The organism is Nibricoccus aquaticus (genome assembly GCF_002310495.1).
Lineage (GTDB): Bacteria > Verrucomicrobiota > Verrucomicrobiia > Opitutales > Opitutaceae > Nibricoccus > Nibricoccus aquaticus.
In genome coordinates this window covers 2,070,274-2,082,651 of the sequence record NZ_CP023344.1, presented here as the reverse complement: position 1 = coordinate 2,082,651, position 12,378 = coordinate 2,070,274, and the positions used below count along the sequence as shown (strand labels likewise).

10 protein-coding genes are annotated in these 12,378 nt (G+C 61.9%); all 10 read left to right on the top strand.

Annotated features, from left to right (window positions below; translation table 11 throughout):
• Positions 1-60 precede the first annotated feature (60 nt).
• Positions 61-1,413 (top strand): DUF3592 domain-containing protein, encoded by a 1,353-nt coding sequence (locus CMV30_RS08430; RefSeq protein WP_096055604.1) that lies wholly within the window; start codon positions 61-63, stop codon positions 1,411-1,413.
• Positions 1,410-1,838 (top strand): hypothetical protein, encoded by a 429-nt coding sequence (locus tag CMV30_RS08425; RefSeq protein WP_096055603.1) that lies wholly within the window; start codon positions 1,410-1,412, stop codon positions 1,836-1,838. Before CMV30_RS08430 ends, CMV30_RS08425 begins: the two co-directional genes overlap by 4 nt.
• Positions 1,835-2,419 carry a P-loop NTPase family protein gene (locus CMV30_RS08420; RefSeq protein ID WP_096055602.1) on the top strand — a complete coding sequence of 195 codons (585 nt, stop codon included), beginning with the start codon at positions 1,835-1,837 and terminating at the stop codon, positions 2,417-2,419. Before CMV30_RS08425 ends, CMV30_RS08420 begins: the two co-directional genes overlap by 4 nt.
• A 95-nt stretch (positions 2,420-2,514) precedes the next feature.
• The gene (locus CMV30_RS20710; protein ID WP_096055601.1) at positions 2,515-4,575 is read left to right on the top strand and encodes an alpha/beta hydrolase family protein; all 2,061 of its coding nucleotides are present in this window, start codon (positions 2,515-2,517) and stop codon (positions 4,573-4,575) included.
• Between the two features lie 49 nt (positions 4,576-4,624).
• Positions 4,625-5,260 carry a flavodoxin family protein gene (locus CMV30_RS08410; RefSeq protein WP_096055600.1) on the top strand — a complete coding sequence of 212 codons (636 nt, stop codon included), beginning with the start codon at positions 4,625-4,627 and terminating at the stop codon, positions 5,258-5,260.
• 116 nt (positions 5,261-5,376) lie between these two features.
• On the top strand, positions 5,377-5,976 hold the full coding sequence (locus tag CMV30_RS08405; RefSeq protein WP_245844438.1) for a DUF4202 domain-containing protein: 600 nt from the start codon (positions 5,377-5,379) through the stop codon (positions 5,974-5,976).
• A gap of 126 nt (positions 5,977-6,102) precedes the next feature.
• A complete protein-coding gene (locus CMV30_RS08400; RefSeq protein ID WP_096055599.1) occupies positions 6,103-9,051 on the top strand; it encodes a TonB-dependent receptor in 2,949 nt (982 codons plus the stop codon).
• Positions 9,052-9,152: 101 nt separating this feature from the next.
• Positions 9,153-10,130: a D-ribose ABC transporter substrate-binding protein gene (locus CMV30_RS08395; protein ID WP_096057687.1), complete on the top strand. Its 978-nt coding sequence runs from the start codon at positions 9,153-9,155 to the stop codon at positions 10,128-10,130.
• Positions 10,131-10,134: 4 nt separating this feature from the next.
• On the top strand, positions 10,135-10,821 hold the full coding sequence (locus CMV30_RS08390) for a DUF2291 family protein (RefSeq protein ID WP_096055598.1): 687 nt from the start codon (positions 10,135-10,137) through the stop codon (positions 10,819-10,821).
• Positions 10,822-10,826: 5 nt separating this feature from the next.
• The gene (locus CMV30_RS08385; RefSeq protein ID WP_096057686.1) at positions 10,827-12,377 is read left to right on the top strand and encodes a sugar ABC transporter ATP-binding protein; all 1,551 of its coding nucleotides are present in this window, start codon (positions 10,827-10,829) and stop codon (positions 12,375-12,377) included.
• The last annotated feature ends 1 nt before the right edge of the window (position 12,378 follow it).

The following is a 12,378-nucleotide window of genomic DNA, read 5'->3' as shown; positions in this document are numbered from 1 at the left end:
GCGGCGGAGGAAGCGCTTTTCGGCGTGAATCGCGGGCGATGGCTTGGCTAGGTTTAGTAAATGAAGCTCCGAGTGAAGGGCCAGCCGGGCCCGCCTGCTGTCGAGGACGCGACCCGGTCGGCGGGCGACGGGCCGATTTCGAGTCGGCGGCGGAAGGGCAAACTCACCACGGCGGGGCGTTGGGTGCTGGGGTTGTTCTTCACCGTATTTTTGGCCTTTGGGGTGGGGGCGACTTATGCACTCGCGCTGAAGCCGTGGATCAACGTGGTGGCGGCGCGTTCGTGGGTGCCGGTTAACTGCCGGATTCTGACGAGCGAGGTGCGCCATCACAGTGGTGATTCGTCCACATACAGCGTGGAGATCAGCTATGCGTACACGTTCGAGGCGCAGACGTTCACGCTGGAGGGACGCACGTTTACGGGGACGCGGTACGATTTCACGACGGGTTCTTCGAGTGGGCGCAAAGCGAAGCAGGCGATTGTGGCGCGGTACCGGCCGGGGTCGGCGGCGGTCTGTTATGTGAACCCAAAGAATCCGTCGGAGGCGGTTATCAACCGTTCCCAAATCCGCGATTGGGGATTTGGATTCATACCGCTGGTTTTCGTTTTAATCGGGGGCGGTGGCATTTGTTTCGCGATTTTTGGTCAGCGAAAATCCAAGGACTCTCCAGCGAATTCACGGAGTGCGTTGCGTGCGCGGGAGAGTCGCTGGTCGCGCGGACCGGCGGAGACCGAGGATTTCTCTGCGTATCCGGTGGATCGTGAAGGATCGATGGAGCTGGTGCCTTCGTCGACGCGCGTCGGCAAGCTGGTGGGCATCGCGTTTTTCGCGGTGTTCTGGAATGGGATCGTCTCGGTTTTCGTGGTGAGTGTGGTGAGGGACATTGGGCGAGGCGGTTTCATCGAATGGTTTTTCGCGCTGTTCCTGCTGCCGTTTGTCGCGGTCGGGCTTTTCCTGATCGGACTGATCGTGCGGTTCGCGATGGAGCTGTCGAATCCGGTGCCGCGCCTGACGGTGAACCGGCGAGCGTTCCTGCCGGGAGAAACACTGGACCTGACCTGGCGGTTTGAAGGGCGGGCAAAGCGTTTGAAGTCGGTGCGCTTCTGGTTGGAAGGCCGAGAGGAGGCGACGTATCGGCGCGGGACGGACACGAGGACGGACAAGGAGATTTTCGCGACGCTGGAGATCGCGTCGGCCTCGGGGCTGGCGTCGGCGGAAGCGGGTCATGCGACGCTGCGGCTGCCGGGACGGTTGATGCATTCGTTCAAGGCGGCCAATAATCGCGTGGTCTGGGAGCTGCGCGTGAAAGGCGAAATCGATTGGTGGCCTGATCTCAGCGAGGAGTTTGCTGTCGCGATCGTGGCGCCGAAATCCTCCTCACACACGGAGGCGAATCCAACAGTCGAAACATGAGCACGCCGTCTGAACTGGGAATTTTTATCGCGGACAACCGGACGCATTTTCGTCCGGGGGAAACGCTGGTCGTATCGACGCTGTGGGCACTGCCTGACGTGCCCGAGGCGCTGGAGGTGCGGCTGTTCTGGTACACGCGCGGGAAGGGGACGGAGGATGTGGATATTGTCGCGACGCAGCCGATCGCGAAAAGGGAGGCAGCGGGTGAGCGAGAGCTGACGTTTACGCTGCCGATGCAGCCGTGGTCCTTTTCGGGGAAGTTGATTTCGCTGATCTGGGCGGTGGAGCTGGTGGCGGAGCCGGGCGAACGATCGGCGCGGGCGGAGTTCACGCTGTCGCCGGATGGAGCGGAGATTTTGCTGCACGAAAACGGCGGCGCGAATGGTGGGAATGGCGATGGGGAAACGTTGAGGAGTGGAGGGTGAGCGCGATGGTGCGGGCGAAGGATAATCCGTTCGCGGTGGATCGTGTGTTGCGCGAGCGGTACCGGCTGAATGAGCGCGGGTTGGCGGAGTTGTTGGAGAAGTGGGAGCGGCTGGGGAGGCGTGGGGCGTTGGTGGGGGCGCATGGGTCGGGGAAGACGACGCTGCTGGAGGATCTGGCGGTGCGGCTGGAGCGCGACGGATGGCGGGCGCATTGGGTGAGACTGAGTGCGGAGTTTTCGCGGCTGCCGGAGGTGTGCGACGCGGGGTTTTTTGCGGGGCTGGGCGGGGAAGATGTGGTGCTGGTGGATGGGGCGGAGCAGCTGGGATTCGTGGCGTGGCGGATTTTTCGATACCGTGTGCGGCGGGCGGGCGGGCTCCTCGTGACGACGCATCGGGCGGGGAGGTTGGGAACTTTGAGAAGATGTGAAACGACGGCGGAGTTGTTGCGGGAGTTGGTGGGGGCGCTCGGCGAAACGGTGAGCGCGGAGGAGGCGAGGCGGTTGCACGCGCGGCATCGGGGGAATGTGCGGGAGGCGTTGCGGGAGTTGTACGACCGTTGCGCGGCGGGCCGGAGGGGATGAAGGGTGTCTCGCGAAGGAAACGAAGGACGCGAAGGAAGCGGGGAGGCGGAGTATCGGCTTGATGCGGGGCGGGCGGGCGGCGATTGATCGGCGGCATGAACCCCTGGCTGTGGAGAGCTGCCCCTGTTGTTGCGTTGTCACTGCTCGCGCTGCCGGCGCTGGCGAAGAAGAAGGAGAATCCGTTGGAGCGGATGACGCCGGTGGCGGCGGATCAGCCGATCCCGGCGGTGGATTTTTTCCGGCCGAGGTTGTTCACGAATCCGGAGCTGAATCCGGCGGGGACGCATTTCGCGGCGATCGTGTCGGGCGAGGCGGACCGGCTGGATTTGATGGCGTTCGATCTGGCGACGAAGAAGGCGGAGCGGCTGACGGCGGGCGGCAACTATGACATCAACGCGTACGAGTGGCTGAACGACAAGCGGCTGCTTTTCAGCATCACGCAGGACAAGATGTACTCGACGGGGTTGTTCGCGGTGGAGCTGGGGCGGTTTTCGCAGTCGTACGTGTTGCAACGGCGGAACGTGGTCGTGCCGGTGGGGTTTCCGAAGGAAAAGCCGCTGCACGCGATCTTGTGGATCAAACACAGTTCGCAGCATGACGGCGGGGATGGCGGGGTGGTGAAGATCGACACGCGGCGGAGCATGGATTCGAAGGACGGGTCGCTTTTCATGAACGGGGATGACGGCCTGCGGGCGGACATCGTGGAGACGTATCCAGATCTCAAGGGCGGCTCTGCGCTGGGCTATATCGTGGACAAGCAGGGAGAGATGGCGTTCGCGCTGACGGCGAAGGATGGGCGGGCGACGTTGCACCGGTATGTGGATTCGAAGTGGGTGCAGAGTCCGGTGGATCTGGATGAGATGCCCGTGATCGGGGTGGGCGATGAACCGGGGGAGTTGCTGACGCTGGGAGCGAGGGAGGAAGGGAAGCCGCGGGCGCTGCACCGGTTGAACGCGGTGACGGGGGAGCGGGGCGAGCTGTTGTTTCAGGACGAGAAGTACGATTTCACGGGTGTGCGCATCTACCGGCATCCAGTGGATAACCGCATCCTGGGGGTGCAGTATCAGCGGAAGGGGCCGCAGAGTGTGTGGTTTGATGAAGGGTATGAGCGGATACAGGGGGCGCTGGGGAAGGCGTTTCCGGGGGAGGTGGTGAGAATTTTAGGGAGCGACCGGGCGGAGAAGCAGTTTTTTATCAGCGTGTCGTCGGATGTGCGGCCGGAGGCGTATTTCCATGTGAAGCTGGAGACGAAGACGTTCGCGCCGGTGGCGAATGTGGCGCCGTGGATCGATCCGAAGCGGATGCGGCCGATGCAGATGATCACGTACAAGGCGCGCGACGGGCGGGAGATCGAGGGGTATGTGACGCTGCCGGAGGGCGCCTCGGTGGAAAACAAAGCGCCGCTGGTGGTGCTGCCGCATGGCGGGCCGTGGGTGCGCGACAACTGGGGCTGGGATGCAGAGGTGCAGTTTCTGGCGAGCCGGGGGTATGCGGTTTTCCAGCCGAACTATCGCGGATCGACGGGGTATGCGTGGCGGTTTCCCGAAAGGGACATGTGGGATTTTCGGAAGATGCACGACGATGTGACGGACGGGGTGAAGGCGGTGATCAAGACGCGGATGATCGACGCGGATCGCATCGCGATCATGGGCGGATCGTTTGGCGGGTATCTGGCGCTCAGCGGGGCGGCGCATGAGCCGGGGCTTTATCGCTGCGCGATCACGGTGGCGGGGGTGTTCGATTGGGAGCGCTTGATGAAGGACGCGCGGGGGAGCGATTATTTGCGCGGGCGGTACGGTGTGTTTCGGCGGCATCTGGGCGACCCGGCGAAGCGGAAGGAAGTGTTCGAGGAAATCTCGCCGATCAAGCATGTGGACAAGGTGAAGATCCCGGTGTTCGTGGCGCATGGGACGGGGGACATCGTCGCGAGCGTGGGGCAGTCGAAAGCGTTGATCGCGGAGCTCAAAAAATACGGCGTGCCGCACGAGAAGCAGATCGAGCGCGGGGAGGGACATGGGTTTCGGAAAGTCGATAACCAGGTGGAGTTGTACACGGCGGTGGAGGCGTTTCTGGCGAAGCATCTGGCAGTGCGGGCGGAGAAGGCGGCGGGAACGGGCGCGGCGGTGACGGCGGAGGTGGGGACGGGGGCGTTGTGAGGAAAACGGTGAATCGCCAGCGGGCGCGGGATCGGTTTTGGGTTACGCCATGAAGCCGAAGCGTCCGCGTATCCTGATTCTTAATGCCGCGTTGTCGGGTGAAGCCGGGAACACGGCGGTGGCACTGGAGAAGGTGCGGGGCGCACTGGTGCGTGGGAAGAAGGCGGAGGTGCGGGTGGTGACGCTGGTGGGAGACGATGACGGCGCGGGTGGGAGCGGCGTGGCTGTGGGAGAGAAACGGGCGAGGGGTTTCGCAGAGGTGAAGGCGGAGCTGGGGTGGGCGGACGCGGTGGTTTTTGGGACGGGCACGCACTGGGATTCGTGGAGCAGCGTGCTGCAAAATTTTTTGGAGGATGCGACAGAGACCGAGGGCACGAAGCTGTGGTTCGGAAAGCCGGCGGCGTGCGTGGTGACGGAGCACAGCGTGGGCGGGAAGGGTGTGTTGTCGCGGTTGCAGGGCGTGCTGGTGACGCTGGGGTGCGAGATTCCGCCGATGAGTGGAGTGGTGTTGAGCAAGGTGGCTCAGATGGCGCGCGCGCATGAGCCGGAGGAGGCGGGAGATTTTTGGGGCGAGGACGATTTGAAGATCGTGGCGCACAATCTTGTCGAGGCGGCGAAGGGGACGCGGCGATGGAAGGCTTGGGCGGTGGATCGGGAGGATTTCGCGAAGCGGTGGATGGAGTGATCGGTGTGCGTACGGTTGCAGTAAGGCGGAGAGGCTCACGCAAAGACGCGAAGGCGCAAAGTTCGGAGGTACGGAGCGGGGCTTGCGGTGACTGGGGTGATGGGGAGACTCGCGGGATGAGTTTGAGTCCTTATGCACGCGCCCGTGAATTGATTGATGAAGCGCACTCGGCTGATCCAACGCGGACGGCGGAGGGGAAGGCGGCGGAGTTGGTTTATGCGGATCGTGTGGAGGCGTGGGTGGCGAAGCTGGTGCCGAACGGGCCGGCGGTGTTGCGGTTGGGGGCGCGTTGTCAGCATCTGGAACGGTGGTCGGTGCCACGGGCGAGTTATCCGGAGGGGAAAGTCGGATACCTGATGTGGCGGCGGTTTCTCTACACGAAGCAGGCGGATCGCGCGCAGGAGTTGTTGCTCAAAGCGGGCGTGAGCGAGGCCGAGGCGGCGGAGGTCGCGACGTGGGTTTCGAAGAGCGGGCTGAAGATGAATGCGGGGACGCAGGCGCTGGAGGACGCGGCGTGCCTGGTGTTTTTGGAAAACGAGATCGCGGATTTCGCGGCGCAGCACGCGGACTACACGCGGGAGAAGTTCGTCGATATCATCCGCAAGACGTGGAAAAAGATGAGCACGGACGGGCAGCGGCTGGCGCTGACGATTCAGTTGCCGCCGGGGATCGCGGAGTTGGTGGGCGAAGCGGTGGGCGGGGCGAAGACTGAATAAGGCGTGATGTCGCGCACTGTGTTTTGTCCTGAGTTTTCAGGACGCCACGTCTGAACGAAGAGTTGTTAGTCTGGTGGGGAACCCCGCGCCGGCCTGCTTTCGGCGGTGCGCAACCCTACCTACCCAATGAACCACCTCCGTTGCCCGCATGCGACCCTGTCGCGTCCGTGTTTCGCCCGACGCACAGTCGGGTTTTTCTCACTGCTACTTTCGACGTTTCTCACGGTGCCGACGTTCGCCCAGTCTGCCGCGACCGGCTCGATCTCGGGATCGGTCGTGAACGAATCCACCCAGAAAGTCTTGGAACGTGCCACCATCACGATCGAAGGCTCGAGCCAATCCACGTTGTCGTCCCCGGATGGCAGTTTTCGTCTAACGGGTGTTCCAGCAGGCAGCCATACCGTGCGTGCTTCCTATACAGATCTCGAAGCTGCAACTGCGGTTGTTGAGGTTACTGCGGGCGGAAGCGCCACGGTGCAGCTCGCGTTGAAATCCGAAGAGATCATGCATCTCGGCGAATTTCGTGTTGCCGCCGAGCGCGAGGGTAACGCTTACGCCACCCATCAGCAAAAGAACGCCGAGTCGCAGCGCACCATCGTTTCTGCCGATGCGTTCGGCGTCGTTTCCGATGCCAACCCAGGCGAGTTCTTGAAGCTCATGCCGGGCCTTCAGATGGATTACACCGGTGTCGAACCGCGCACCGTTTCGATCCGCGGTCTCGAAGCGAATTCCAATCTGGTCATGATCAACGGCAATCAGGCCGCCGCGGCGTCGAGCTCATCGACGAATCGCGCCTTCGAGTTCGATCAGATAACCATCGACAACATCGAGAGCATGGAGGTGTTCAAAGCGCCCGTGCCTTGGATGCCGGCGAACGCCACCGGTGGCATCGTGAACATGATCACGCGCAGCGCGTTTCTTCAAAAGGGCCGCCGCATCAACGCCACGGTCAACGTGACCGCCAACTCCGACAACCTCTCGCTTGGCCGCAGTTCCGGCCCCAACGAAAAACCCGAGCGCAAGGTCCATCCCGGCGGCTCGTTTACTTACTCCGATACGCTGCTCGACGGCCGGCTCGGTGTCGTGGTCAGCGTCAGTCAGATGAATGTCAGCGGTTTTGGCGGCACCGCGTATAACACCTATACATCGAACGCCTCGGGTACCTTCGTTTCACAATACCAGCGCGAGGATCACCAGAACTTCACCACGCGCACCGGCGCTTCGCTCAACTTTGACTACAAGGTCAACGACCGGACGACGGCATTCCTGCGCACCACGTTCACCGATCACTACTATGAGTTCCGGAACCGTTTCTTCCGTCTCAACACCGGCACGATTGTCGGCACTGCCACGCCTCAACGCGTTGAGACGACCGGCGGCAACTCGGAGCAGAACATGTCCTTCGGCGACAAAAACAGTAACTCCTGGACCATCAATCCGGGTGCGAAACACCGTTGGGACAACTGGACGATGGACTACGATCTCTCGTTATCCCGCGCGACCAACCACTATGATTATTTCCCGCGCATGTTCGGCGGAATCACGGTGAGAAACTCCGGTGTGGGATATATTCTCGAAAAAGACGCCAGCCGGTCCACGGCGACACGGATTACGCAAACGTCCGGCTCCGACATCTACAGCCTCGCGAACCATCTGCTGACGGCGAATTCGATCAGTGTAGGCACTCGTAACTCGGTCGACCGTGTCACTGCTTCGAAGATCAACGTCCGCCGTGATTTCGACGGACGCTTTCCCTACTACGTCCAGGGCGGTTTGTCTTACCAGCTGCAAGAACGCTCCCGGCAAAATCCGAGCAAGACCTGGAGCTACGCAGGTCCAGATGGAATCGTGGGCACTGTCGATGACAATACGGTCGCCGGGGCTAACATCGTGAAGTTTGCCGAGCGCGAATACACTCCAAACATCTGGTTTGGCGAACGCCCTCCGGATGCGTGGATCAGCCCTTTCGCGCTGGCTGATTTTTCGGCCATCTATCCTCAGGCGTTTGTCGAAAACGTTCCCAATTCCTACACCCAGGCATTCCGCAACAACCAGCGCATTTCCGAGGAAATTTTCGGCTACTATGTTCTCGGAAATGTGAAGTTTGGAAAACTCGATATGCTCGCCGGACTTCGTCTGGAAGAAACGTACGCGGAAGGCGAAGGTGCCCGCACAGAGCCCGCGATTCCCAACAACGCCACACTCGCCGACGTCATTGCCCGCCTCTCCCGTTTGCGCACGTCGCAAAGCTACACGCCCGATCCGTTCAAGTACCTGCATCTCACCTATCGCTTCGATGAGAAACTTCAGGCGCGTGCCAGCTACACGGAGGCGATTAACCGCCCCAACTTCGGCAACCTCATTCCCGGCGTCCTCCTCAATGCGAATAACACCGCCACTGTTTCGAATCCGAATCTCCGACCTGCGTTCTCTGACAACCTCGACGTAAGCCTGGAGTGGTATCCGACCGGTGCCAGCACCGTGAAAGGCGCCTGGTTCAGCAAAGACGTCAAAGACTACATCGTTACCAACACCTACCTGTCGGGTTTGAATGATCCATTCGGTGTTCCTCCGAATCACACGGTCACCACGCAGGAAAACCGCGATGCGAAGATTGAAGGATTCGAACTCGAAGGCCGCTACCGGCTTCGCTTCCTGCCGGAGTGGTTTCGCAACATAGAGGTGTTCGCAAACTACACGAAGCTCACGAAGACCGAGGGCAAATTTAATCCCGCCAATTCCCTGGTCGCGACAAATGGTCTGCCAAATATCACCCCTGAAATCTATAATTGGGGCGTCAGCTACGAAACTCCCCGGGGCAAACTGTACGTCGCGTTTCGCGCCAACCACGCTGGCGATGTCCTCCTGAATAATGTGACGAATGAATTCAAAGACGCGCGCACGGTTCACGAGGCCGAGATCCGCTACCGCATCAACCCGCGCTACACCCTCTCCCTCGCCGGTCGCAACGTAACCGAGGCCGAGGAAGGCCAGCACTTCTTCGATGGCCGCGCGACCCGCACCGGCACCGGTGGCGGCGCGGCTCTGACGCTCACACTTGCAGCCAGATTCTAAACTCTGGCTGCTTCATCCCAACGCCGCTCTTGCCACCTTGGTTGGTTCAGCAATTGCGGCGTTGGTTCAATTTCCTATCCTCCCGCATCCCCGCCCTCAAAATGATCCCTTCATTCCTTCGTCTCTTCATAACGGTTTCGTTGCTCTCCGCCGTCGCGCTTACCGGATGCAAGCGCTCCACACCCGCCGGATCGACCGCTGAAACGAAAGCGCCCGCCTCGCGCAAAGTCGCCGTCGTCGTCTCCACGTTGAACAACCCGTGGTTCGTCGTCCTCGCAGACTCTGCGCAGGACCGCGCGAAGGAACTCGGCTACGACACCGTGCAGTTCGATTCGCAAAACGACCCGGCGAAGGAGTCGCAGCATTTCGACAACATCATGGCCTCCGGCTACGGCGCGATTCTCTTCAACTGCACCGACGCCAAAGGCTCCATTGCCAACGTCCGCCGCGCGAAAGCCGCCGGCATTCCCGTGTTCTGCATGGATCGCGAGATCGAGGCCAACGACGCCGCGACGTCGCAGGTTCTTTCCGATAACTATTCCGGCTGCGTGGCGCTCGGTCAGTACTTCGTCGATCAGGTCGGCGAAGAGGGAAAGTACGTCGAACTCCTCGGCCTTGTCGCCGACACCAACACGTGGAATCGCTCAAAGGGTTTTCACTCGGTCGTCGATCGTTATCCCGGTTTGAAAATGGTCTCTCAGCAAAGCGCCGACTTTGACCGCACGAAGGCGCTCGAAGTCCTCGAGTCCATCCTCCAAGCCAACCCCGACATCAACGCCGTCTTCTGCGGAAACGACGCCATGGCCATGGGCGCATATCAGGCGCTCCTCGCCGCGGGCAAAGCTGACAAGGTGAAGGTCTTCGGCTTCGACGGCGCTGACGACGTCGTCAAATCCGTCGCCGAGGGAAAAATCACCGCGACCGTCATGCAGTTTCCCAAAACCATGGCGCGCACCGCCGCGGAAAACGCCGACAGGTATTTCAAAGGCGAACGCAATTTTCCGCAACGCGTGCCTGTCGCGGTCGAACTCGTGAACCGCGACACCGTCGCCAAATTCGGCGACTACGGCCGCAAGTAAGCTGATGTCGGCTCCCGCTTCTTCCTCCGATCATCCTGCGACCGCGCGCCGCATTGCTTTCCCTTGGCCGGTGTGGGCGGGTGCGGCGATCTTCGTCGCGCTGCTGATTCTCTATCCGCCTTTTCGGATCGTCTCCAAAAACGCGCACTCGATTGCGTCAGCGGCTGGAGCCGCAGGCACAGTCTTCGAGCCCAAGGCGTTCACCGAAAAATTCTGGAACGAAAAACTCCAGCCGGCGGCGGCGAAAGCGCCGGAAGCGGCCCCGGTTTTATCCGCGCTTCACAACGACACGGCCGCCGCGCTAAAGGCGCACGCGCGTCGCGTCGGCCTCGGCAACGCCGCCTACGTTTTTCTGCGCGGCAGCGGACGCGTCACCGCCGTTGAACGCAGCCGTCTCTTGATCGACGTGGACGGCGTGATCGTTGCGCTCCGCACCGGTCCGGTTTTCGGCAACATCGTGCGCGACGGTTCTGGCCTCATCGACGTCAACGACGTTCCGGGCCTCACTGAGTTCAACGCGCTCTCCGCCGAGTTGAACCGCCTGGTCGAAGAACGCGTGCAACCCGCGCTCAAGTCCGTGACCGTCGGCGCGACCATTCGTTTCGTCGGCTGCGCCGAAGCGCCCGAGTCGCTTCCAGCTAACGGACCGCTGCTCACCTTCATTCCCGTGAGCGCGGAGGTGATGCCATGACTTCCATGACGGCATCGACCGACGTGCTGCTCGAAGCGACAGGCATCACAATAACATTTCCCGGCGTTCGCGCGCTCGACGGCGTTTCGATCCGCGTTCGCGCGGGCCGGTTGCTCGCGCTGCTCGGCGAAAATGGCGCGGGCAAATCCACGCTCATGAACGTGCTCTCCGGCGTCTTCCCGCCCGACGCCGGCACGATCAGTCTCGGCAATGGAGAATCGGTGCGTTTCGCCAGCCCGCACGCCGCCCAGACACGCGGCATCGGCATCGTTCATCAAGAGCTCAACCTAGTTCCCGGGCTCAACGTCGCCGAAAACATCTGGCTCGGCCGCGAGCCACGCACGTCCGCAGGCTTCATCGATTACCGTCGGCTCAACGCCGACACCGCCGCGATTCTCGCCCGCCTCGATCTCAAAGTCTCGCCGGTCACGCTCGTTGGCGACCTGCGCGTCGGCCAGCAGCAGCTCGTGGAAATCGGCAAAGCCCTTTCCGCAAACGCGCGCGTGCTCATCCTCGACGAGCCGACCTCCTCGCTCTCCGCCCACGAGGTCGAAGTCCTTTTCAACGTCATCGCCGAGTTGAAAAAACAGCACGTCGGTCTCGTTTACATCACGCACAAGTTCGAGGAACTCGCCCGTCTCTGCGACGACGTCGTCATCATGCGCGACGGCCGCGTGGTCGGCGAGATCCCTTACGAAGGACTCACCCGCGAGCGCATCGTCCAGCTCATGGCGGGCCGCGAATCGAAGGACGTTTTCCAGAAATCCTCCTTCGAGCCCGGCGCGGAACTTCTGAAGATCGAAAACCTTTCACTCGCCGGCAGCACCAGCGGTTCCACCGGGCGACGCCTGCTCGTGAACAACGTCTCGCTCACGCTGCGCCGCCGCGAAGTGCTCGGCATCTTCGGGCTCGTCGGCGCCGGACGCACGGAATTCCTGGAGACGATTTTCGGTCTGCATCCCGGACGCACTAACGGAAACATTTCCGTCGGCGGGAAACCCGCGTCGTTTCGTTCCCCGGCCGACGCCATTCGCGCCGGGCTCGCGCTCGCGCCTGAAGATCGCAAACGCGACGGACTGATCCTGCCGATGAGCGTCGCGGCCAACGCCAGTCTCGCGAGCCTTCGCCGCACCTTGCGCGGCGGATTCGTCAGCCGCAGGAAAGAATCCGATTATTTGATACCCTACGTGGATCGCTTCCGCGTGAAAACGCCATCGCTCGATCAGCTCATCGTCAATCTCTCCGGCGGCAATCAGCAGAAGGTCATCCTCGCGAAGTGGCTGGCGACCGATCCGAAGATCATGCTGCTCGACGAGCCCACGCGCGGCATCGACGTGAATGCGAAGCGCGAGATCTACGCCTTCATCGACGAACTCGCCCGCAACGGCCTCGGCTTGATCGTCGTTTCTTCGGAGCTGCCCGAAGTCCTCGCGCTGTCCGACCGCATCCTCGTGATGTGCGAGGGCCGCAAGACCGCCGAATTCACGCGCGCCGAGGCCACACCCGAGCGCGTTCTCCACGCCGCGCTGCCCGACCGCGCCGCTCTCGCTTCCTGAC